19 protein-coding genes are annotated in these 23,797 nt (G+C 62.8%); 12 read left to right on the top strand and 7 right to left on the bottom strand.

Going from position 1 to position 23,797, the window contains the following annotated elements; all coding sequences use genetic code 11:
* Positions 1-7: 7 nt before the first annotated feature.
* Positions 8-1,045 (top strand): type II secretion system F family protein, encoded by a 1,038-nt coding sequence (locus tag KEC45_RS08110; protein ID WP_062180921.1) that lies wholly within the window; start codon positions 8-10, stop codon positions 1,043-1,045.
* A gap of 60 nt (positions 1,046-1,105) precedes the next feature.
* On the opposite strand, the gene KEC45_RS08105 is transcribed toward KEC45_RS08110, so the two are convergent.
* Both KEC45_RS08105 and KEC45_RS08100 read right to left on the bottom strand, forming a co-directional pair.
* Complete coding sequence (locus KEC45_RS08105; protein ID WP_252171919.1) at positions 1,106-2,107, bottom strand: fumarylacetoacetate hydrolase family protein; 1,002 nt, start codon at positions 2,105-2,107, stop codon at positions 1,106-1,108.
* A gap of 57 nt (positions 2,108-2,164) precedes the next feature.
* Positions 2,165-2,578, bottom strand: a complete 414-nt coding sequence (locus tag KEC45_RS08100) for a hypothetical protein (RefSeq protein ID WP_062180928.1) — start codon at positions 2,576-2,578, stop codon at positions 2,165-2,167.
* A gap of 149 nt (positions 2,579-2,727) precedes the next feature.
* Between KEC45_RS08100 and KEC45_RS08095 the strand changes: the two genes are divergently transcribed.
* Positions 2,728-3,960, top strand: a complete 1,233-nt coding sequence (locus KEC45_RS08095; RefSeq protein ID WP_252171918.1) for a cell wall metabolism sensor histidine kinase WalK — start codon at positions 2,728-2,730, stop codon at positions 3,958-3,960.
* Positions 3,961-4,055: 95 nt separating this feature from the next.
* On the opposite strand, the gene KEC45_RS08090 is transcribed toward KEC45_RS08095, so the two are convergent.
* On the bottom strand, positions 4,056-5,372 hold the full coding sequence (locus KEC45_RS08090; RefSeq protein WP_302851626.1) for an aspartate aminotransferase family protein: 1,317 nt from the start codon (positions 5,370-5,372) through the stop codon (positions 4,056-4,058).
* A 245-nt stretch (positions 5,373-5,617) separates the two neighbouring features.
* Here KEC45_RS08090 and KEC45_RS08085 point away from each other — a divergent pair, with 245 nt between their 5' ends.
* The 8 genes from KEC45_RS08085 (at position 5,618) to KEC45_RS08050 (ending at position 15,088) form a co-directional block, all read left to right on the top strand.
* The gene (locus KEC45_RS08085; protein ID WP_062180934.1) at positions 5,618-6,964 is read left to right on the top strand and encodes a glutamine synthetase family protein; all 1,347 of its coding nucleotides are present in this window, start codon (positions 5,618-5,620) and stop codon (positions 6,962-6,964) included.
* A 14-nt stretch (positions 6,965-6,978) separates the two neighbouring features.
* On the top strand, positions 6,979-8,247 hold the full coding sequence (locus KEC45_RS08080) for an FAD-binding oxidoreductase (protein WP_252171916.1): 1,269 nt from the start codon (positions 6,979-6,981) through the stop codon (positions 8,245-8,247).
* Positions 8,244-9,587, top strand: coding sequence for an aspartate aminotransferase family protein (locus KEC45_RS08075; protein WP_252171915.1), 1,344 nt, complete (start codon positions 8,244-8,246; stop codon positions 9,585-9,587). The genes KEC45_RS08080 and KEC45_RS08075 overlap by 4 nt, the downstream gene beginning before the upstream one ends.
* 7 nt (positions 9,588-9,594) lie before the next feature.
* Positions 9,595-10,986: a glutamine synthetase family protein gene (locus tag KEC45_RS08070; RefSeq protein ID WP_252171914.1), complete on the top strand. Its 1,392-nt coding sequence runs from the start codon at positions 9,595-9,597 to the stop codon at positions 10,984-10,986.
* A 91-nt stretch (positions 10,987-11,077) separates the two neighbouring features.
* Positions 11,078-12,184, top strand: a complete 1,107-nt coding sequence (locus KEC45_RS08065; protein ID WP_062180951.1) for a PotD/PotF family extracellular solute-binding protein — start codon at positions 11,078-11,080, stop codon at positions 12,182-12,184.
* 23 nt (positions 12,185-12,207) lie between these two features.
* Positions 12,208-13,113, top strand: coding sequence for an ABC transporter permease (locus KEC45_RS08060; protein ID WP_252171913.1), 906 nt, complete (start codon positions 12,208-12,210; stop codon positions 13,111-13,113).
* On the top strand, positions 13,113-13,955 hold the full coding sequence (locus KEC45_RS08055) for an ABC transporter permease (RefSeq protein ID WP_252171912.1): 843 nt from the start codon (positions 13,113-13,115) through the stop codon (positions 13,953-13,955). The genes KEC45_RS08060 and KEC45_RS08055 overlap by 1 nt, the downstream gene beginning before the upstream one ends.
* A 2-nt stretch (positions 13,956-13,957) precedes the next feature.
* Positions 13,958-15,088 (top strand): ABC transporter ATP-binding protein, encoded by a 1,131-nt coding sequence (locus KEC45_RS08050; RefSeq protein WP_062180958.1) that lies wholly within the window; start codon positions 13,958-13,960, stop codon positions 15,086-15,088.
* Between the two features lie 90 nt (positions 15,089-15,178).
* On the opposite strand, the gene KEC45_RS08045 is transcribed toward KEC45_RS08050, so the two are convergent.
* The 4 genes from KEC45_RS08045 to KEC45_RS08030 form a co-directional block, all read right to left on the bottom strand.
* Positions 15,179-16,117 (bottom strand): DUF808 domain-containing protein, encoded by a 939-nt coding sequence (locus KEC45_RS08045; RefSeq protein WP_252171911.1) that lies wholly within the window; start codon positions 16,115-16,117, stop codon positions 15,179-15,181.
* Between the two features lie 20 nt (positions 16,118-16,137).
* Positions 16,138-17,511, bottom strand: a complete 1,374-nt coding sequence (locus KEC45_RS08040) for an aspartate aminotransferase family protein (protein WP_252171910.1) — start codon at positions 17,509-17,511, stop codon at positions 16,138-16,140.
* 105 nt (positions 17,512-17,616) lie between these two features.
* Positions 17,617-18,357, bottom strand: coding sequence for a gamma-glutamyl-gamma-aminobutyrate hydrolase family protein (locus tag KEC45_RS08035; protein WP_062180967.1), 741 nt, complete (start codon positions 18,355-18,357; stop codon positions 17,617-17,619).
* Between the two features lie 74 nt (positions 18,358-18,431).
* Positions 18,432-19,403 (bottom strand): glucokinase, encoded by a 972-nt coding sequence (locus KEC45_RS08030; RefSeq protein ID WP_252171909.1) that lies wholly within the window; start codon positions 19,401-19,403, stop codon positions 18,432-18,434.
* A gap of 150 nt (positions 19,404-19,553) precedes the next feature.
* On the opposite strand from KEC45_RS08030, the gene KEC45_RS08025 reads away from it, so the two are divergent.
* A complete protein-coding gene (locus KEC45_RS08025; protein ID WP_252171908.1) occupies positions 19,554-20,405 on the top strand; it encodes a class I SAM-dependent methyltransferase in 852 nt (283 codons plus the stop codon).
* A gap of 104 nt (positions 20,406-20,509) precedes the next feature.
* Positions 20,510-23,725, top strand: a complete 3,216-nt coding sequence (locus tag KEC45_RS08020; protein WP_252171907.1) for an autotransporter outer membrane beta-barrel domain-containing protein — start codon at positions 20,510-20,512, stop codon at positions 23,723-23,725.
* Positions 23,726-23,797 lie beyond the last annotated feature (72 nt).

Genomic DNA, 23,797 nt, shown 5'->3' with positions numbered 1-23,797 from the left:
CATAGAAATGAACAGCAGCCTCCTACTTAGTTCGGCCTTTTCAGGCGCGCAGGCGGGTCCGAAAATTCTGGGCATCGACGTCGTATGGGCGGGTACCATGCTCGCGGCCGTCGGCGTATTTGCGGTCCTTTTCGCGATTTACAACGCGCTAACCGTTCGCAATCCGATGACTAAGCGGGTCAAGGCCCTCAACGATCGTCGCGAACAGTTGAAGGCGGGTATCACCGCCTCGACCGCGAAGCGTCGTGCTCGCCTGGTTCGCAAGAACCAGACGGCCGACCGGATGCGTACCTTCCTCGACAGGCTTCAGGTGTTGCAGGATGGGCAGATAAAAGAGGTCCAGCAAAAGCTGGCGCAGGCCGGTATCCGGTCAAAGGATCTCGCCGTGGCGGTAATTTTTGGCCGCATGGTCCTCCCGATCCTGTTCGGTGGGCTCGCCGTCTTGCTGATCTACTGGGTCGACATGTGGCCCGATCTGACGCCGTTCAAACGCTCAATGTCCACCATGGGTGCATTGATCATAGGCTACAAGGCGCCCGATCTGTTCGTCAACAATATGCGCCAGAAGCGCACCGACGCGATCCGTAAAGGTCTTCCCGATGCGCTCGATCTACTCGTCATCTGCGCCGAGGCCGGCTTGACCGTCGACTCCGCCTTCGCCCGCGTCTCGAAGGAACTGGGCCGCGCTTATCCCGAACTCGGCGAAGAATTCGCTCTGACGTCGATCGAACTCGGCTTCTTGACCGAGCGCCGTCAGGCCTTCGAAAACTTCGCTTACCGCGTGAATCTGGAGTCGGTGAAGGGCGTGGTCACGACGATGATCCAGACCGAAAAATACGGCACGCCGCTTGCGAGCGCGCTTCGCGTTCTGTCGGCCGAATTCCGGAATGAACGCATGATGCGCGCTGAGGAAAAGGCAGCTCGTTTGCCCGCAATCATGACCGTGCCGCTCATTCTGTTCATCCTGCCGGTGCTGTTCATCGTCATTCTCGGCCCAGCAGCATGTTCGCTGAGCGACGCGATGTCCGGCGGCAGCTTCGGCTAAACAAGCGGTAGCGCGAGTAAGATCGGGAGAGGGCGGAAGCAATTCCGCCCTCTCTTGCTATCAGCCGACGCGCTGCTCGATCGCGCCGAAGATGCTGTGATGGCGGTCGTCGTCCATCCAGATGCGAACCGTGTCGCCCTGCTGCATGAACGGCGTCTTCGGCTCGCCCTGCTGGATCGTTTCCACCGTCCGCACTTCGGCCAGGCAGCTATAGCCCAGGCCGCCCGCGGCGATCGGCCTGCCCGGCCCGCCATCGGCGTCGCGATTCGACACCGTGCCCGATCCGATGATCGTGCCGGCGCCCAGATCACGTGTCTTCGCCGCATGGGCGATGAGCGCCCCAAAATCGAAAGTCATGTCGACCCCCGCATCGGCGCGCCCCAGCGGCTGGCCGTTGAGGTCGACCGACAGCGTGCCGTGCAGCTTGCCATCCTTCCAGCGTTCACCAAGCGCGTCAGGCGTAACGAACACCGGCGACATCGCGCTCGACGGCTTCGACTGGAAAAAGCCGAAACCCTTGGCGAGCTCCGCCGGGATCAGCCCACGGAGCGATACGTCGTTGGTCAGCCCGACGAGCAGTATCGTGTCGCGCGCCGCAATCGCGTCAATGCCTTTGGGAACGTCGCCGGTGACGACGACGACCTCGGCCTCCATGTCGCAGCCCCAGGCCGGATCGCCGAGCGGGATCGGGTCGCGAGGTCCCAGGAACGCGTCGCTTCCGCCCTGATACATCAGCGGATCTTGCCAGAAGCTGTCGGGCATTTCGGCCCCGCGCGCCTGCCGCACCAGCGCGACATGGTTCACATAAGCGCTGCCGTCCGCCCATTGATAGGCGCGCGGCAGCGGCGATGCGGCGTCATGCTCATGAAACCGGTCCTTCGGGATCGCATCATGGTTGAGATCCTCGGCCAGCGCCGCAAGCCGGGGTGCGGCATAGGCCCAATTGTCCAGCGCCGCCTGCATCGTCGGCACGATCTGGCCCGCATCGGCATACCAGGCGAGATCGTCCGAAACGACGACCAAGCGACCGTCGCGACCCTGTTTGAGCGAAGCTAGTTTCACAGAAATTCCTTTGGCTGGCGGCGCGGCTGAACCGACATCGCCTCAAAGGAACGAAAATCAGCGCGTCGTCGTGATCGATGCGAAACAGGTAAAGCCGCTCTGCCCCGCCTGCAAGCGCCGGATATATTGAAGATAGGCCTGCGACTGGTTGTAGGTCGTGCCCGGCAGCGTCTGCCCACGGAAGGCGCGCTTCACTTCCTCGCCTGTAAACGGGCGAGGCGAGCCCGGAAAGGCGCCCTTGGTGCCCGGCGGAACCAGCTTGCCCGCCGTATCGATATATTTGCCGGCGCCGGTCGGTCCCGGAACGGGGATCTCACAGTTCATTACCGACACCGCAGTCTGCGCAAAGGCGGGGCGGATCGTCAGTGCGGCCGACACACCCATCGCGCCGAGCGCCAGCATTCTTCGCCGCGAAGGAATAGCCTCGTCCGCCCCTGCGGGATTTTCGTCGGGAATGTCGCCGTTTTCCATGCCGCGCGCATAACCTAATGAGCCGTCAAGGAAAAGCAAAAGACGGCCCGCCCCCTCGCCCTTCCCGCTTTGGGACATTCGCCGAAGGGACGTTAATTACCGTAAACATCCTTGCGCTCGATCCCCGCTTCGTGCGAGGCGCAGCGACGATGTTCGATCGCCTTTCCAGCCTGGTCATCGCTTTGACGCTGGTCGCCATCGCGGCGATCTTTGCCACGCTGGCCGGGGGCGATCCGCTGTCGATTGCGATCATGGTGCTTGCGGGTTTTCTCGCCGCGGCGACGGTCTACAGCGCGCTACCCATGTCCTTGCCAGCCACGAAGGACGTCGGCGCCGTAGCTGCCGTCGCCCCGCCGATCTCGTTGCTCCGCCACCCCGATTTTGCCCATTGGGTCGATCAGGAAAAAGAGCCCCTGATCGGAACCGCCGACAATATTGTGACCATCGCCAACGACGCGGCGATCCGGTTGCTTGGCCGGCATATTGTCGGGGCGGATGTCCGCACCGCGATCCGCCATCCCGCGGCAACCGACTGGCTTTCGCAAATCGACGCGAACCTTCCGCTCGAAACTGTCAATCTGATCGACTTTCCGCGCCCCGGCCAACGCTGGACGATGCGGATCGCTGCATTGTCGGGTAGCGAGAATATCATCTTCCTGTCCGACCGTTCGGCCATCGACGCTGCCGACCGGATGCGATCCGATTTTGTCGCCAATGCCAGCCACGAACTCAGGACCCCGCTGGCGGCAATCTTGGGCTATGTCGAAACCTTGCAGGACATGAACGGCGACACCGATGCGCCGACCCGAAGCCGCTTCCTTTCGATCATCCACCGCGAGGCCGGACGGATGCAACAATTGGTGATCGACCTGCTCTCGATCTCGCGCGTCGAGGCCGACCGTTTTCGCCGCCCCACCGCACAGGTCGATCTTGCCGCAATCGTCAAGACGACCATCGCGCAGTTGCGCGACAGCGAACAGGCGCGCGCGAAAGACATCGTCGCAAGCCTGGGCAACGAACCGCAACCAATGTTCGGCGACGAAGCGCAGTTGGGGCAGCTCGCGCACAATATCATTTCGAACGCGATGAAATATGGCCACGCTGGAACGCCCGTGACGGTCGAACTGGCGCGCGAAGGCCGTCGGGTCCGGCTGTCTGTCAGCGACGAGGGCGACGGCATCGCGCCTGATCATCTGCCGCGCCTGACCGAACGCTTCTATCGTGTCGACGAAGCGCGCAGCCGCTCGGTCGGCGGCACCGGCCTCGGCCTCGCGATCGTCAAGCACATCAGCGAGCGTCATCAGGGGCAGCTTGATATCGCGAGCGAGCTTGGCAAGGGAACGCGCGTTTCGGTGGCATTTCCGCTGGCGGGTCAGGCGTAGATGGTCGGCCGTCTATCGCAATAGCGCGTGCCTGCATCACTGGCTGCGCGGTGCATTGTTTGGCAGCGCAATAACCTAACCCCGGATCGACTATCCTAGGCGATCCCATCCAACAGCTCGCCCAGCCTCCCGAACATCTCGTCGATCTGGCTTTTTTCGACGATCAGCGGCGGCGACAGCGCAATGATGTCGCCGGTCGCGCGTACCAGCAGGCCATTGTCGAAACACGCATGGAACAATTCCATCGCGCGTGCGGTGGGAGCCCCCGGGCGCGGCTCGAGTTCGATCCCGGCGACAAGACCGATCGTGCGAATGTCGATGACATGGCGCGCACCCTTCAGGTTGTGCGCGGCATCTTCCCAATAGCCTGACAGTTCGCCCGCACGGTCGAACAGCCCGTCCCGGGCATAGAGGTCGAGCGTTGCAAGACCAGCGGCGCTCGCCAGCGGGTGCCCCGAATAGGTATAGCCGTGAAACAGCTCGATCCCGCCCGGCACGTTGTCGATCACCGCATCATGAAGTTCGCGCTTCACCGCCACCGCACCCATCGGCACCGCCGCATTGGTAAGGCCCTTGGCCATCGTGATGATATCGGGAGTCACGCCCCATTGTCCTGCCGCCGTTGCTCCGCCGACGCGGCCGAAAGCGGTGATCACCTCGTCGAAGATCAGGATGATGCCATGCCGGTCACAAATGTCGCGCAGGCGCTGGAGATAGCCGACGGGCGGGACGAGCACGCCGGTCGAGCCCGCCATCGGCTCGACGATCACTGCCGCGATCGTATCGGCGCCGTGCAGGTCGACGAGGCGCTGGAGATCGTCGGCGAGTTCGGCTCCATGGTGCGGGAACCCGCGGGTGAAGGCGTTGCGTTCGATGTCGTGCGTATGGCGGATATGATCGACGCCGGGCAATCCCCCGCCAAAGGCGCGGCGATTGTTCACGAGGCCGCCAACGCTGATCCCACCAAAGCCGGTGCCATGATAGCCGCGCTCACGCCCTATCAGCCGCGTCCGCGTGCCCTCCCCCTTCGCGCGCTGGATATTGAGCGCAATCTTGAGCGCGGTATCGACCGACTCCGACCCGCTGTTGGTGAAAAAGATGCGGTCGAGCCCCGCTGGCATCAGGGCGGCGAGCCGCTCCGCCAGTTCGAACGGAAGCGGATGCCCGAGCTGGAAGGTTGGCGCAAAATCGAGGGTCGCCGCGGCGTTGGCGATCGCCTCGGTAATCTCGGGTCGGCAATGGCCTGCGTTGCTGCACCAAAGGCCTGAAGTTCCGTCGAGCACATCGCGCCCGTCCGACGACTGGTAATACATCCCGCTCGCAGAGACGAGCTGGCGCGGGTGCGCCTTGTACGAACGATTGGCGGTAAAGGGCATCCAGAAGGAAGCCAGCCGGTCATTGTCGCCCCTCATCACCATCGTCTCCTTGTTGCGCACACGGGATAGCGTCGGCGCGTCGTCCTACTTGGAGAAAAGGCCGACGCCGGGTCAAGCCCGTGATACCAGGATGGCCGCCTGCCCATTTCGCGCAAGCAAAGAATCGGGCATATAATCATGCCGGAAATGGCCGAATAGCTGCCCCCACTGGCGCTCGTGGAAAGCTTGCGATACGCTACCCTCTCCACAACGGGCCGACTCCTCGGCCCAATCGGGGGCTCATGTCAGTCAATCTGGAACAATGGATCAGCGACCATAAAATCGACGAAGTCGAATGTATCGTTCCCGACATCAACGGGGTTCAGCGCGGCAAGGTGCTGCCGGCCAAGAAGTTCCTCTCCTCCGTCAAGGACAAGTCGCTGCGCATTCCGGGCAGTGTCTTCATATGCACGATCGACGGCCATTATCCCGAGGATATCGACGATATCTGGGACAAGGATCCCGACAAGATATTGATCGCCGACCCCAGCACGATCTGCGTCGCACCCGGCTTCACCTCGCCGACCGCCTTCGTGATCGCCGACGCGTTCAACGGAGACGGCAGCGAGGTCGACATCGCGCCGCGGACGATCCTTAAGAAGGTCCTCGGGCTTTATGCCGAAAAGGGCTGGAAACCGATCATCGCGCCCGAGGTCGAATTCTACCTCGTCTCGCAGAACGCCGACCCCGACTTTCCGCTGACCCCGCCCGTCGGCCAGTCGGGACGCAGCGAGACAGCAAGCCAGCCCTATGGGCTGGAGGCGATGAACGAATATGAGGATATCATCGATCATATCTATGACGATTGCGAGCTGATGGGGCTCGATATCGATACGATGATCCATGAAATGGGCGCCGCGCAACTCGAGGTGAATTTCGAGCATGGCGACCCGCTGCGGCTCGCCGACGAAGTGTTCCTTTTCAAGCGCGTCGTGCGCAATGTTGCGAAACAGCACAGCGTCTACGCGACCTTCATGGCGAACCCGATGGCGGGTCAGCCGGGCAGCGCGATGCACATTCATCAGTCGGTGGTCGATGCGGGGTCGGGCAAGAATCTGTTTTCGACCGCCAACGGCCGCGATAGCGCGATGTTCCGCAGCTATATCGCGGGGCTTGTGCGCTATATGCCGCAAATCTCGCCGCTATGGGCACCCAATGTGAACAGCTTCCGCCGCATGCGCCCCGACAGCGCAGCGCCGATCAACGTTCAGTGGGGCGAGGACAACAGGTCGTGCGGGTTCCGCGTGCCGATCTCGGACAAGAACAACCGCCGCGTCGAAAACCGCCTGCCGGGCGCCGACAGCAATCCCTATCTCGCGATCGCTGCCTCGCTGATCTGCGGCTATATCGGGATGGTCGACCGGATGGTCCCCGCAAAGCCGATCACCGGCAGCGCGTACAACCGCGCACGCACCCTTCCCCGCACGCTGGAGGCTGCGCTCGACCGTTTCGCCTCGTGCAAGAAGGTGCGCAATTTGCTCGGCGATGATTTCTTCGAAATCTTCTTCGCGGTGAAGGATCATGAGCTGTTCAACTATCAGTCGGTGGTATCGAGCTGGGAACGCGAACATCTGTTGATGCGGGTCTGACCCGCGCTGCGACCATGACCGATCCGCTTGCAAACAGCTATTATGCCGCGACCGTCCATCCGTGGCGATCCTCCTATGAAATTGATGGGGATATGTCGTTCGATGTGGCGGTGATCGGCGGCGGCTTTACCGGCCTATCGGCGGCGCTCGCCTGCGCCGAGCGAGGCTTTTCGGTGATCCTGATCGAACGCGAGCATATCGGCTTCGGCGCGTCGGGCCGTAACGGCGGGCAGCTCATTCCGGGGCTTCGCTGGACCGCCTCCGAACTGGAAGACGAGTTCGGACGCGAGCGCGCCGACGCCCTGTTCGACCTGTGCTGGCGCGAAAACCGTGTAAAATCGCGGATCGCGAAACATGGCATCGACTGCGATCTGAAGGCCGGTCATCTGGAGGCGGCGTGGACGCCGAAGGATTTCGCTACGATGCGGCGTGAAGCCGAATATCTCGCCAACCGCTTCGACTATCGGAGCGCGGTCGTCGAGAAGCACGCCATGAGCGACCATATCGCCAGCCCGCTCTATCATGGCGGCATCCACGATCCGCAGGGCGGTCATTTCCACCCGCTGAACTACGCCATCGGCCTAGCCCGCGCCGCCGAAGCCGCCGGGGTCCGCATCTGGGAGGGTGAGCGCGTTCGCCAGATCACCGACAATCCCGAAGGGCCGGGCGTGATGACCGACCGCGCGCATGTCGGCGCGCGCTACGTCATCGATGCGACCGATAGTTGGATCGGCGAAGTCGAGCGCGACCTCGGCCGCTACACCGTGCCGATCATGAATTATAACGTCGCGACCGCGCCGCTGCCGAACGCCGACGAACTGCTCCCGACCGACGCCGCGGTCGCCGACAGCCGCTTCGTGCTCAATTATTTCCGCCTCTCGGCCGACAAACGCCTGATCTTTGGCGGCGGTGAAAGCTATTCGCAGGTGCCGCCGCGCGACATCGCGGCGTTCGTAAGACCTTATATGGCAAAGGTGTTCCCACAGATCGCCGACGCGAAGATCGACTATGGCTGGGGCGGCGTCGTCGCGGTGACGCTGAACCGGCTGCCGCATATCGGACGGCGCGGGAACATCTTCCACGCGCACGGCTTTTCGGGTCATGGAGCATTGGTGACAACCATCGCGGGCGAGCTGGTTGCCGAGGCTGTGGCAGGCACCGCCGAACGCTTCGACATTCTCGCAAATCTGCCATCGCAGCCCTTTCCCGGCGGCAAGTGGCTGCGCCGCCCGCTCGCGACGCTCGGGCTGCTCTATTACGCCATGAAGGACAAGCTCGGGTGATCGCCGACGCGGCCATAGCCCGCGTCGCGGCAATCGAGGCCGAACGCTTCCGCGCTGCCAACCCGCGCACTTTCGCGCACCATGCCGCGGCCACGGGATGGTTCCAATCGGTTCCCTTCCACTGGATGAAGGATTGGCCGAGTCCGGTGCCGATCGTCGCCGCATCGGCAAAACATGCTACGCTCACCAGCATCGACGGACAGGACTACGACGACTTCTGCCTCGGCGACACGGCCAGCCTTTTCGGTCATTCACCGCCTGCTCTCGCGGCCGCACTGATCAGGCAGGCTACCGAAGGGCTAAGCTACATGCTCCCGACGGAGCGGGGGGCAGCACTGTCCGAAAAGCTCGCCGCGATGTTCGGTCTACCGCAATGGCAGGTCACTACGACCGCCAGCGAAGCAAACCGTGCGGTGATCCGCTGGTGCCGCGGGATCAGCGGGCGGCGCAAGATCCTGACCTTCAACGGGGCCTATCATGGCGCGGTTGACGATGCCTTCGTCGATCTGAAGGCCGGAACGCCGATGATGCGTGCCAGCCTGATCGGACAGGTCCACGACCTTCGCGACACGACGACCGTGATCGAATTCAACGACGAACAAGCGCTTGCGTCGGCTCTTCGCGGCGGAGACATCGCCTGTGTCCTCGCCGAACCGGTGATGACCAATGTGGGCATGGTGCGCGACGCGCCGGGCTTTCTCTCAACTCTGCGTAAATTGTGCGATGAAACGGGCACGTTGCTCATATTCGACGAAACGCACACGATTTCGTCGGGCTATGGTGGCCATGGCACCGTGCATGGTCCAAAACCCGACTTGATGGTCGTCGGCAAGTCGATCGGCGGCGGCGTGCCGTGCGCGGTCTATGGATTTTCGGCTGAGGTCGCCGAACGCATGGCGGCGCTCAACGCCGCGAGACCCGCCGGGCACAGCGGTATCGGCACCACCCTATCCGCCAACGCGCTCGCCATTACCGCGATGGATGCGATGCTGTCGGACGTCATCACGCCCACCGCCTACGACCAGATGCTGCGTGGCGCCGCACGCCTCGTCGCCGGGCTCGAACAGGAAATCGCCGCCGCTGACCTTGACTGGCATGTCACACAGGTCGGCGCCCGCGTCGAATTCCTGACCTGCCTCACCCCACCCCACAATGGCAGCGAAGCAAAGACGGCCATGCATCCCGAGTTGGAGGCGGCGACCCACCTCTTTCTCGCCAATCGCGGGATTTTGCTGGCGCCGTTTCACAATATGATGTTGGTGAGCCCGGTTACCGGCGACGATCAGATCGACCGGTTGGTCGGCGCCTTCGCCGACTGTGTGCGAGCATTGAAGGAGTAACGGGGCGATGTCGAAGTCATCGGGCGTGATCGCGCCACGGTCGGAAGCCGAAGCCTTTTTCAAGGCCCATCCCGACGTTGATTCGATCGAGATGATCTACACCGACTTCGGCGGCGTGCCTCGCGGCAAGCGGCTCCGCCAGCATGAGGTGCTGGCCGTCTATGAAAGCGGCCGCATGTTCCCCGGCTCGATTACCGTCGTCGACATTACCGGTCAGGACACGGTCGAAACGGGCCTCGTCTGGGAAGATGGCGACGCCGACCGATCGATGAAGCCGATCCCCGGCACGCTCGTCCGCACGCCGTGGGGCGGCGACCATGCCGCGCAATTCCTCGTCGATTTCTACGAACTCGATGGGACGCCGCACGATCTCGACCCGCGCCATGTGCTGGGCGGTGTGATCGACCGTTTCACCGCCGACGGGCTGACTCCGGTTCTTGCGGTCGAGCTCGAATTTTATCTCGTCGACCCGCGCCGCGCGCGCGACGGCAAGGTTCGCCCTGCCCGCCCGGCCTACAGCCGCGACACGCCGCGCAATGTCGAGGTTTATGGTCTCCGCGAACTCGACGATTTCCGGCCTTTCTTCGACGCACTTTATGCCGCGACCGACATTCAGGACCTGCCGCTCGAAAGCGCCATATCCGAATTCGCGCCCGGCCAGTTCGAACTAACGTTGCGCCACAAGCCCGATGCGCTGCGCGCCTGCGACGACGCAATCATGTACAAGCGCCTCGTCAAGGCGATCGCGCAGCAGCAGGGACTAGAGGCGACCTTCATGGCCAAGCCCTTCGCCGATCAGGCGGGCAGCGGCATGCACATTCACGTCTCGGTCAACGACGACAGGGGCGCAAACATCTTTGCGAGCGAAGATCCCGAGGGCACCCCCACATTACGCCACGCGATCGGCGGGATGATCGGCAGCGTCGGCGATGGTTTCGCGCTATTTGCACCGCATGCGAACAGCTATCGCCGTTTCAAGGCGAACAGCTATGCCCCCGTCGCACCGACCTGGGGCGTGAACAACCGCACGGTCTCGTTCCGCATCCCCGCCGGGCCGCCGCCGAGCCGGCATGTCGAGCATCGCGCGTGCGGTGCCGACGCCAATCCCTATCTTGCGGTCGCCGCCGTCCTAGCGGGCATGCATCATGGCATGACGAACAAGACCGATCCGGGCGCGGCGGTCGTCGGCAACGGTTATGATCGCGACAATTCGGGCGACGACAAGCCGCCCTCCAACTGGTTCGCTGCGGTCGACCGCTTCCACGCATCGAAGCTGATGCGCGCCTATCTCGGCGACCGCTTCGTCGACATGTTCAGCATCGTCAAGCGGGTCGAACAGGACAATTATTTCAGCGTCGTTCCGACGCTTGATTACGACTGGTACCTGCGCAACGCATGAAAGTTTCAAATATTCCTGGTGCAGCGCAAAAAAGCTCTTTCCAAGCCGACTTTATTGAGTCAGCTTGACGTCACAAACAGGGAGGCTGCACATGGATCCGATTGAACTGATCAAGCAAACCCGGGGACGCCGTTCGCTGCTCCAGGCGATGGGGGTCGCGGCCATCGGGATCAGTTTCGGCGGGCTCGCCGCATGCAGCAAGGGCGAAGGCAAGAAGCTCGCGAACGGCGAGGAAGCCAAGCTGAACTTCTACAATTGGGACACCTATATCGGCGAGAATACGCTCGACAATTTCAAGGAAACGACGGGCGTCGACGTTACGATGGACCTGTTCGACAGCAACGACGTGCTGTTTGCGAAGTTCAAGGCCGGCAATCCCGGCTACGACGTGATTGTGCCGTCGAACGACTTTGTCGAGCGGATGAGCAAGGCCGGCATGTTGATGCCGCTCGACCATGCGCAAATTCCGAACAAGAAGAATATCGACCCGGCCTATATCAACGTCGAATATGACCTGCAGCGCAAGTTTTCGATGCCCTATACCTGGCTCGCGCTCGGCATCGGCTTTCGCAAATCGAAAGTGTCGGCGCGGCCCGATAGTTGGAAAGTCCTGTTCGACAGCCCCGAATATGCGGGCCGCATCGCCTGGCTGTCGGAGGCCGGCGACATGTTCCGCCTTTACGGCAAATATCTGGGCAAATCGGTCAACGCGCTGACCCCCGCGGACATCGCGACGATCGAAAAGATGATGATCAAGCAAAAGCCCAATGTGAAGAAATTCCACGAGGATGACGGGCAGGACCTGTTGCTGAAGGGCGACGTCGACGTGGTGCTCGAATATAATGGCGACATCGCGCAGGCGATGACCGAGGACAACGACATCGACTTCGTCGTGCCGAAGGAAGGCAGCCAGCTCAATTCGGATAATCTGTGCATCCCCAAGGGCGCACCGCACCCGAAAAATGCCCACGCCTTCATCAACTATATCCTCGATGCCAACGTCGACAAGGAAATCACCGAGACGATTCTCTATCCGACGCCCAACGCGGCGGCGAAGGCGCTGATGCCGGACAGCTACAAGAATAACCCGGTCATCTTCCCGCCCGCCGAGGTGCTGGCGAAATGCGAATATGCGCGCTTCAATCCCGAGTTGCAGCCGCTGTACGAAGAAGCCTTCACACGGGTGCGGGCGGCCTAAGGGTCTGAAGGGGGCATCGGGGGGTGGCCGAACAGGATTGGAAAACGAACAAGAGGGTTTTTGCAGCGGTATCGCTGCCGACGCTCTTCTGGGTCATCGTCTTCTTCCTGGTCCCCATGGCGATCGTCTGGCTTTACAGCTTCGGCGAGAACAAGGGCCTCACCGAGATTGAATTTTCGGGCACGCTCGAAAATTACAAGCGCGCGACCGAATGGCTCTACCTCACCATTTTCGGCAAAAGCTTCGCCGTCGCGGCGCTCGTCACGTTGATCTGCCTGATCATCGGCTTCCCCGTCGCGATGGCGATCACCTTTGCCAGCGAGAAATGGCGACCGTGGCTGCTGCTCGGCATCATGCTGCCCTTCTGGACCAACCTCCTCATCCGCACCTATGCGCTGATGATGCTGCTCGGCACTCAGGGCTTCGCGAACAAGGGCCTCGGCGCGCTGTGGGAGGGAACGAGCTGGATCAAGACGCTCGTCGGGCTGCAACCGCTCCCGACATGGGAACCGGTGCAACTGCTCTTCAATAATTTCGCGGTCGTCTTCGGACTCGTCTATGTCCACCTGCCTTTCATGGTGCTCCCGCTTTACGCGGCGCTCGACCGCCTCGACCGCAGCCTGATCGAGGCGAGCCTCGATCTTGGTGCCGGGCATTTTCGCACGATCATGCGCATCGTCGTTCCGCTCGCGGCACCGGGCATCATCGCCGGGGTAATGATCACGCTGATCCCCGCGCTCGGCGCCTATCTCACCCCCGACCTCATGGGCGGGACCGACAGCCAGATGATCGCCAATGTCATCGAGCGGCAGTTCAAGAAAGCGAATGACTGGCCCTTCGGCGCCGCCCTCTCCTTCCTGCTCATCTATGCGATGTTCGCGCTGATCGCGATCCAGTCGATGCGCAGAAAAGTGCCGGAGGTCCGCTGATGGCTCTTTTTGCCCGCACGCCCATAGCGCCGCTCGAATATAGCCGGACCCTCTGGATGCGCTTGTGGGTCGGCGCGGTAATGGTCTTCCTTTACGCGCCGCTCGTCGTGCTGATGATCTTCAGCTTCAACGACAGCAAGCGCAACGTCGTGTGGCGTGGTTTTACCACCAAATATTATGAGAAAGCGCTTGGCAACGACCAACTGGTCGAGGCGCTGGTCAATTCGCTGACGATCGCGGCGCTCGCTACGATCGTCAGCCTTGTGCTCGGCGCGGTCGCAGCGGTTATGCTTTGGCGCTTCCGTTTCCCGTTGAAAGGCGCGATCGACGGCACGATCTCGCTCCCGATCATCGTTCCCGAAATCTGCCTCGGCGTCGCTTTCCTGATGTTCTTCGCCGCGGTCAACTGGCCGACGGACTTGATCTGGCCGTTCAACCTCGGCGCGATCACGATCGCACATATCACCTTCTGCTTTCCCTTCGTGACGATGGTCGTGCGCTCGCGCCTCGCAACCTTCAACCGTGAGCAGGAGGAAGCGGCGAAGGATCTGGGCGCCAGCGAGTGGCAAGTGTTCCGCGACGTGCTGATCCCGCACATCAAACCCGCACTTGTCGCGGGCGCGCTCCTCTCCTTCACGCTCAGCCTCGACGATTTCGTCATCACCTATTTCACCAGCGGTCCCGACACGATCACCTTCCCGGTGAAAGTCTATTCGATGGTCCGCTTCTCGGTGACGCCAGAGGTCAACGCGGCCTCGACCCTGCTCATCATCCTGACCGTCGCCCTGACATTCATCGCGCTCAAGCTCCAGGGCGTGAAAGCCATTGCGGAAACCCACTGACCATGACCGAAACCGCACGCCCCATCATTCAGATCCAGAATGTCTCGAAACGCTTCGGCAAGGTGACCGCGGTCGACAATGTCAGTCTAGACATCAATGCGGGCGAATTTTTCGTACTCCTCGGCCCTTCGGGCTGCGGCAAGACGACGCTGCTCCGCATGATCGCCGGGTTCGAGCTGCCGACCGAAGGGCGCATCCTGATCGATGGACAGGACATGGCGGGCATCCCACCGAACAAGCGCCCGGTGAACATGGTGTTCCAGAGCTACGCCGTCTTTCCGCACATGAGTGTTGCCGACAACGTTGCTTATGGTCTCAAGATCGCGGGGGTAAAGGGCGGCGAGATCAAGGACCGCGTCGCTGAGGCGCTCGAACTGGTCAAGCTCGGCGGCTTTGAGACGCGCATGCCTGACCAGATGTCGGGCGGACAAAGGCAACGTGTCGCGCTCGCGCGCAGCCTTGTGATGCGGCCCAAGGTATTGCTGCTCGACGAACCGCTGTCGGCCCTCGACGCAAAGCTGCGCGCACAGATGCAGTTCGAGCTCAGCGAATTGCAGGAAAAGGTTGGCATCACCTTTGTCACGGTGACGCACGATCAGGACGAGGCGCTATCGATGGCGTGCCGCATCGCGGTGATCAACAAGGGTGAGGTGTCGCAACTCGCGACGCCGTCCGACCTCTACGAATATCCTGCAAACCGCTTCGTCGCCGATTTCGTGGGATCGGTAAATATCTTCGAAGGCAAACTAACCCTCGATCAGCCCGACAAGGCGGCGGTCGATTGCCCGGGCCTTGGCAAGGTATATCTCAACCACGGCGTCACCGGCCCACATGGCGCCGATGTCTGGGTCGCGCTGCGCCCCGAGAAAATCTATCTTCACGTCCCGGGCGAAGGCAAGGCGGTCAAGGCGGCGGCGCAGGATGCCCCCGACGGATACAATTTTGCGCGCGGCAAGATCAAGGGCATGTCCTATCTCGGCGATATCACCCTGTTCGAGATCGAGCTGGAAACCGGCGCTCGCATCCGCGTCTCGCGCCCCAATCTGTCGCGCCACGATCAGGAAGATTTCACCTGGGACGACAAGGTCAGCATGCACTGGCGCGCCGATAGCCCGGTGGTGCTGCTGGGGTAACCTCCCCAAGCAGGCATTGCGAGCGAAGCGAAGCAATCCAGTACGGATTACGCCGCTCTGGATTGCTTCGCTTCGCTCGCAATGACGAGATTAATGGGCCGCCTTCTTCCCCGGCAGCAGGTGCAGCACACCGACGATCACGCCGCCGAGCAACAATCCGAACACGCCCGCGCCGCCGGCATTGATCAGCCACTCCCACACACCCGCGCCCGGCAGGCCGCCAGCGACGCTATGCGCGAAATCATGCAGTCCGTGCCCGATATTGCCGATATGATATTCGTCGAGCCCGTGAAGGAAAATCTGTCCGCCGACCCACAGCATCGCAGCGGTCCCGATCAGTGCCAGCGCCGACAACAGCTTTGGCATGAACGCAACCAGTCCGCGTCCGACCGCGCGGCGGGCGCTGTTGCCCTCCTTCGCCATGTGCAGCCCGATGTCGTCCATCTTCACGATCAGTCCGACGACGCCGTAAACCGCAATGGTGATCGCGACGGCGACGACCGCGAGCGTCGCGGCGCGCATCGCAAAATGCTCGTCGAGCACTTCGTTGAGCGCGATCACCATGATTTCGGCGGACAAGATGAAGTCGGTGCGCACCGCTCCCTTCACCATCGCCTCTTCATGATCCTTGTCCGCGACGATCTCGGCATCTTCCTCAAGGCTCGTCTTGTCCTTCTGCAGCGAATGCAGCACCTTCTCGGCGCCCTCGAAGCAAAGATAGGCGCCGCCGATCATCAGCAGCGGTGTGATCGCCCATTGTGCAACCGCCGATAGCAGCAAAAGAGCGGGCAGAATCAGCACCAGCTTGTTGAAGATCGACCCCTTGGTGATCCGCCAGATGATCGGCAATTCGCGATCCGGGGTAAAGCCGGTGACATAGCGCGGCGTCACGGCGGTATCGTCGACGACGACCCCCGCCGCCTTGACCCCGGCCTTCGACGCTGCGGCGCCGATATCGTCGATGCTCGCGGCGGCGACCTTGGCGATCGTCGCAATATCGTCGAGCAGGGCAAAAAGGCCGGAGGGCATAGGGGTTTGGTCTTTCCTGTTTAGAGCGCTTGGAGCTTTGGCATCACCTCATCGAGCGATTTGCGGATGATGGCAACCATCTCGTCAATCTGTTCGGTGGTGATGATTAGCGGCGGGCACATAACCAGGCTATCGCGGATGCCACGCACCATCAGGCCGTTCGCGATGCACGCATCACGCGCCATCGGTCCTGCCGTCCCTTCCGCACCGCCGAAGCGTGCACGCGTTTCCTTGTCAGCGACGATCTCGACCGCGCCGAGCAGTCCGACCGAGCGCGTCTCACCGACGAGCGGATGATCGTTCAGCGTCGCCAAAGCCTTGGCGAGATGCGGGCCGGTGATGCTGCCGGTGCGTTCGACCAGCCCTTCGCGTTCGATGATCTCGATATTCTTGAGCGCGACCGCAGCCGCGACGGGGTGGCCCGAATAGGTGAAGCCATGGACGAAATCGCCGCCGGTCTTGAGCACTTCCACGACATGCGCCGCAACCGCGGTCGCCGAAATCGGGAGATAACCCGACGACAGCCCCTTCGCCATCGGCATTAGGTCGGGAGTGAAGCCCATTGTCTCGTGGCCCCACATCTTGCCGGTGCGCCCGAACCCGCAAATCACCTCGTCGGCGACAACGAGCAGGCCATATTTCCGCGCAACCGCCTCAACCTTGGGCCAATAGCCCTTGGGCGGGATGATGACACCTCCAGCACCCTGAACCGGCTCGCCGATAAAGGCGGCACAATTTTCCGGCCCGACCTCAAGGATCTTGTCCTCGATCGCCTGAACGCAGGCGTCGCAGAACTCCTCCTCGGTCATCCCCTGCCCTTCGCCGAAGCTATAGGGCTGGCGCACATGTTCGACGCCGGGGATCGGCAAATCACCCTGCGCGTGCATCGCCTTCATGCCCCCAAGCGACACGCCCGCGACGGTCGAGCCATGATAGGCATTCCAGCGGCTGATGAAGACGGTACGATTGGGTTCGCCCTTCAGCTTCCAATAGTGGCGCACCATGCGGAACACCGTATCATTGGCTTCACTGCCAGACGCGTTGAAGAAGATATGCGGCAGACGGTTGCCGGTGAGCGAGGCGATCTTCGCCGCGAGAGTCACCGTCGGCGGCGTCGCGGTCTTGAAGAAGGTGTTGTAAAAAGGCAGCTCGCGCATCTGCGCTGCCGCTGCCTCGACGAGTTCCTCGCGGCCATAGCCTATGTTGACGCACCAGAGGCCCGCCATGCCGTCAAGGATGCGGTGGCCGTCGCCGTCGTGGATATAGCAGCCCTCGGCATGGGTGATGATGCGGCTGCCACCAAGCTTTTCAATTTCGGCCCAGTCGGCCTGAGCGGGCAAATGGTGCGCGACGTCGAGGCGGCGCAGTTCGGCGATGTCGTGATTGCGGGGCATTATGAAACTCCTGATTGTCTGGAAACGGAACGAAACCGGATCCGGAGAATCAGGGCGAAAAGCAGAGCCGCGCGAGATAGCGGTCGTAACGGGTGACGCGGCGGTTCACAGCGCGCCCCGCAATGCCTGACCGAGCAGGCGAAAATAGGTCTGGCTTTGTTCATTGCCGTCGACCGCCCATTCGGGATGCCATTGAACGGCAAGCAGGGGCGCGCCGTTCGGCCGCGCGCTGAACGCCTCGACCAGGCCGTCAGGCGCGCGCGCCTCGATGGACAGACCGTCCGCGAGGCGACCGACGCCCTGATAGTGCACCGAATTCACGTCGAGCGACGCCGCACCATAGGCCGACGCGAGCATTCCGCCCTCGACAAGGTCGACATGATGGCGATGATCGAACATCGCGTCGAACAGCGTGCCGTCGGGCGTATGATGCCGCAGCAATTCGCCGTTCGTCGCCGTGTCGCGGCGCAGCGTCCCGCCGAGCGCGACATTGATATCCTGAAACCCGCGGCAGATGCCGAACAGCGGGCGCTGTGCCGCGATGACCGCTTCGACCAGATCACGCATCATGCGGTCGCGATCAGGATCGAACGGCCCTTCGCCCGCATCCTCCTCGCCATAACGCGCCGGTTCGACGTTCGAAGGCGACCCGGTGAGCAAAACGCCGTCCAGCCGCCCGACGATTTCATCGGCGCGCATATAATCGGGCAGCGAAGGGATCAGCAGCGCGGCGCAGTCGGCATGGCGCATCGCCGCCTTGGCATAGCGGTTCATTACCGCCTGCGCATATTCGGCGCCGACCTGCCGGTTGCAGGCAATGATGCCGAGGACGGGACGGGCGGACACTTGGCGCGGAATCCTTCAGGAAGCGATGATTCCTTGCTGCCGATTTTCTCGGCTGGATGCCAGCGATATTTGCGTCAGCCGTGCTGACGGGCAAAAGCCGCAGCCGCGCCGAACAGACCGGGCTGCGGATGCGTGATCAACTTGACCGGCAGCGCCGACATAAAGCCCTCAAACCGCCCCTTTTCGATAAAGCGTTCCGGAAAACCCGAACGCACCAGGCTGTCGCGAATGCGCAGGCCAAGGCCGCCCGCGATAACGACGCCGCTCGCGCCCTGTGCCAACGCAAGATCGCCCGATACGCTGCCCAGCGACAGGCAGAAACGATCGACCGCCGCGGCGGCAAGGCTATCATCGCCGCTCAGCGCATTGGTCCAGATCGCTTTGTCGTCGAGCCGCGGGATCGCGCGGCCTTCGAGCGCGGCGAGCGTTTCATAGATATCGACGATGCCGGGCCCCGACACGATCCGCTCGATCGACACGCGGCGATGGCGTTTGCGCAGCCGCGCAAGGATCGCGTCCTCGATGCTGTCGAGCGGCGCGAAGTCGATATGCCCGCCCTCGGTGGCCTGAACCCGGTAACTCGCGCCATCACGCCAGATGTGTGCGACGCCTAGGCCAGTCCCTGGGCCGATGACGCTGATCGTGCCGCTATCGGGCAAGGGTTCGTCGGGGCCCGTCAGGCGTTCAAAATAGCGCGCATCGGCTTGTGCGACCGCATGCCCCACCGCCTCGAAATCATTGACCAAGACGTAGCGATCGACGTCCAGCTTCTCGTTCACCAGCGCGGGGCGGATGATCCACGGGTTGTTGGTGAAGCGTATGATGTCGCCGCGCGTCGGCCCGGCAATTGCGATGGCCACCGCGCGCGGCAGAACGCCGCCCTGCTGACGCCCGAAATCCTGCCAGGCGGTCTGAAAGCTCGCATGATCCTTGGTGTGCAGCGTCGTGGCCTCTCCAAGCGACAGGACACGGCCGCCTTCGATCTCGGCAATCGCAAAGCGCGCATGCGTGCCGCCGATGTCTACCGTGACGATCTGTTCGCTCATGACTCTCCCTTGCCGGTCCAGCATGCCGGTCCACACCTTGGAATGTCGCATGGGCGGGAGCGATGCAACAAGGCATAGCTATGCGCGCGCCCTTGCCCTTTCCGCTTCGCGCGTGCAGTTGCGATTCATTCGCAATAAAGAGGTCTTCCGATGCCCGACACCCTGCCCGTCCCGACGCACGACTGGAACGGCGATAGCGGAATGCGCTGGGCCGCAAATCTGGCGCGCCTCGATCTGATGCTGGAAGATTTCGGCAATGCCGCGCTTGCTGCTGCGAATGCGCAACCCGGCGAACATATTCTCGACATCGGCTGCGGTTCGGGCACATCGACCTTTCCGCTGGCGGAAAAAGCAGGAACCGACGGGCATGTCCTCGGCGTCGACATCTCGCAGCGGCTTGTCGAGATAGCACGCGCCGCGTCTCCTGCGGGAGCACCCGTCGAATTTCGCTGCGCCGACGCCGCCACCGCGCCGTTGCCCGCAGCAGGTTTCGACCTCCTCTTCTCGCGCTTCGGCGTGATGTTCTTCGACGATCCTGTCGCAGCGTTCACACATATGCGAGGCGCGCTGAAACCGGGCGGAAGGCTCGCCTTCGTCTGCTGGCGCGGTGCGCAGGAGAATGACTGGGTGCGCCTGCCGATGGCGGCGATCCGCGACATCGTGGAACCCGCGCCGACCGACCCGAATGCCCCCGGTCCCTTTGCCTTTGGCGACCGGCAGAGGGTCGCCGATATCCTGGCAGCGGCAGGCTTTGCCGCGATCGATGTTGCGCCATTCGACACAACCCTTGCCTATGGCCGCGGCGCGACGCGCGAGGGCGCGATCGACGATGCGCTCGACATGGCGTTTCAGGTCGGTCCGTTGTTGCGCGCGCTGGCCGATCAGCCCGACGACATTCGCGCCCGCGCGGCGGATGCCGTCCGCGCGGCCTTCGCCAAACGTCCTGGCGAAACATCGGTTCAAATCGATGGCGCCGCGTGGATCGTGACCGCGCATAACTGAAGGCCAGCCGTCAGAGCATTTTTTTCCAAGGCTGCGCCGACACCGTTCCGTCTTGTGGTTGTCGCCGGGAAGACATTCCGGCCCCCGATCACAAGAGGAACCCGATGCGCAAGACCCTGCTGGCCTCCACCTGCCTGGCCACCCTTCTTTCGACCGCCGCCCATGCCGAAACGACGATCAGCACCGCCACCACGGCACCGGTGCGGACGTCGACGATCAAGTCGGGTGCGGCCGACGACATCAAGATCGTCGCGGCAGGCTCGATCAAGCCGACGGTTACCGGTCCCGCTGTCACCATCGACAGCAACCACAAGGTCGTCAACGAAGGCACGATCGAGTTCAGCAACGTCGATGGCGCCACGGGCATTCTGGCGAACGCCGGTACGACGGGCGGCATCACCAACAGCGCGAGCGGCAAGATCACCATCGGCGAGACCTATGCCCCGACCGACATCGACAATGACGGCGACCTTGACGGTGCTTTCGCGATCGGCAGCAACCGCGTCGGCATCGCGACCGCCGGTGCCTTTTCGGGCAATATCGTCAACTCCGGCGCCATCTCGATCGAGGGCAATAATTCCGCCGGTATTCGCCTAGGCGGTCCGCTGACGGGCAATTTCATCAACGACGGCACGATCGCCGTTGTCGGCGACCGCGCGCTTGGCGTGGGCCTGCAAGACGTTACCGGCAATGTCCGCCTCGCCGGCACGATCGGCGTACAGGGCGTCGACGCGATCGGCGCCCGGCTTGCCGGCAATGTCACCGGCTCGCTGGTCGTCCAGGGCAATCTTACCTCGACCGGTTATCGCTTCACGACGCCGCCCGCCGACCCTTCGAAGCTCGACGCCGACGATTTGCTCGTCGGCGGTAACGCGCTGTCGGTCGAAGGCAATGTGACGGGCGGCATCATTCTCGCCGTCGCACCGAAGGACACAAAGCCGGACGACAAGGACGAGGACAAGGACGGCATCGACGACGACAAGGAAGGCAACGCCGTTGTGCGCTCCTTCGGCTCGGCCGCCGCAATTCGTATCGGTTCGGCCGACCGCGCGGTCACGATCGGCGCGGTCCCCGGAACCGGCACCGGCCTCGGCTTTATCATCGACGGCGCAGTACTCGGTAACGGTCTCTATGCCGGCAAGGACGGCAACGCGATCCAGATCGGCGGCCTCGGCGGCGCGGTGACGATCGCGGGCGGCATCGGTATCGGCTCCACCGGCAGCGTCACCGCGCTGTCGAAGGACACCGCTGCAACCGCGATCCGCATCGGTAGCGGCGCGACGACGCCCGAAATCCGCAACGCGGGCAAGATCGAAGCCACGACCGGCGGCAATGCGGCGGGCGCGGTCGCAACCGCAGTTCTGGTCGAGGCCGGCGGCGACGTTCCGCTGATCCGAAATAGCGGTTCGATCACGGCGAAGACCGGCGGCGACAATGGCACGGCACGCGCCATCGTCGATCTGTCGGGCAAGGTTGGCACGGTCGAAAACAGCGGCACGATCAGCGCGACGGGTGCGCTCGCCACGTCGGATCGCAACATCGCAATCGATCTTTCGGCGAACAACAATGGCGCGACCGTCAAGCAGACCGCGGTTGCCGCAGGTATCGCCGCACCCAGCATCGTTGGCGACGTTCGCTTCGGCAGCGGCAACGACGTTTTCGACATCGCCGACGGTTCGGTGAAGGGCAACAGCTTCTTCGGAGCCGGCAACAACAAGCTCGCGCTGTCGGGTGATGCTACCTACGCCGGCAACGCCCGCTTTGGCGCCGGCAACGATACGATGACGCTCGCAGGGACCTCGAAGTTCACGGGCCTCGCAGACTTTGGCGGCGGCACCGATACGCTCACAATCGGCGGCACCTCGATGTTCTCCGGTACGCTCGCCAATTCGCAGGGGCTTGCGGTTTTGGTCGCGGGCGGCACCTTCGACGTCGGCGGCGCCGCGACGATTTCGTCGCTCGCCATTACCGACAAGGGTACGCTCGGCGTCATGCTCGACACCGGTACGACAGGCACCAACCTTCAGGTCAGCGGCAACGCCAGCTTCGGCGCGGAATCGAAGCTCGCGCTCAAGCTGTCGAGCATCGAAAAGGCGGAGGGCCAGCATATTGTTCTCACCGCCGGTTCGCTGACCGGGGCGAGCAATCTGACCGCATCGCAAACGCTGATGCCTTTCCTCTACAAGGGTACGCTGACCTCGAACGCCACGCAGTTGATCGTCGACGTGTCGCGCAAGAGCACGACCGAACTCGGGCTCAATCGCTCCGAAGCCGGCGCGTTCGACGCGGTTCTTGACGCCGTGGTCGCCGATAAGAAGGTCGAAGGCGTCTTCCTCGGCATCACCGACGGTGAGCAGTTCCACAACCAGCTCGGCCAGATGCTTCCCGAACATGAAGGCGGCGTCTTCGAAACCGTCACCTCGGGCTCGCGCGCACTGTCGCGCTATCTGCAGGACCCCAATGCGCCGTACCAGGACGAAGGCAAATGGGGCTATTGGGTCAACCAGGCGGTGTGGGGCACGTCGAAGGGCGTCGGCAACACCGCAAGCTATGACGTCAGCGGCTGGGGCATCTCGGGCGGCGCCGAAATCAAGACCAATCTGGGTAACTTCGGTGGCTCGATCGCGTTTCTCAATGGCAAGGACGGCAACGGCAGCAACGCCAACGAAGTCAGCACCAGCCAGTTCGAAGGCGCGCTGCATTGGCGCCTGCGCTCGGACGGCTTCATGGCGAACGCCCGCGTTTCGGGTGCGCCGGTCAGCCTGAAAGGTACGCGCATCTTCCGCGCCGAAGCCGGCGCCGAGGACATCGAAAAGACGATGAAGGGCAAGTGGGACGCCACCCTGTGGTCCGCCTCGGGCTCTGTCGCCTATGACACCCGCGTCGGTGGCCTGAGCTTCCGCCCGATGGTCGCCGTCGACTACTTCAAGCTGAAGGAAGACGGCTATCAGGAAACCGGCGGCGGCGACGCGCTCGACCTTAAGGTTTTGGGCCGCGACAGCGACGAACTCGCTGTGTCGGGTACGGTCGCCATCGGTCTCGATTTCGGCGGGGCGGACGAATATGACGGCTGGACGCGCTTCGAACTCGAAGGCGGCCGCCGCCAGATCGTCAGCGGCACGCTGGGCGCGACGACGGCGTCGTTCAAGGACGGCACGCCCTTCACACTCACTCCTGATGATCGCACGAGCGGCTGGGTCGGCCGGTTCCGTGGCATCGCCGGCAATTCGGCCTTTCAGGTCGCTGGCGAAGTGTCCGCGGAAGAACAGCAAAGCCATATCGGCTGGGCGTTCCGTGCGAGTCTGCGGGTCGGCCTCTAGCCCCCCGGCCGGCCCCGCCCGCAAGGGGGAAGCGTAACCCCTACCCACGCTTCCCCCTTGCCATGGGAAAAA

Source organism: Sphingopyxis sp. USTB-05, assembly GCF_023822045.1.
Classification (GTDB): domain Bacteria; phylum Pseudomonadota; class Alphaproteobacteria; order Sphingomonadales; family Sphingomonadaceae; genus Sphingopyxis.
Note: the sequence above shows the minus strand (reverse complement) of the source record. Positions and strands in the feature narration are given on the sequence as shown.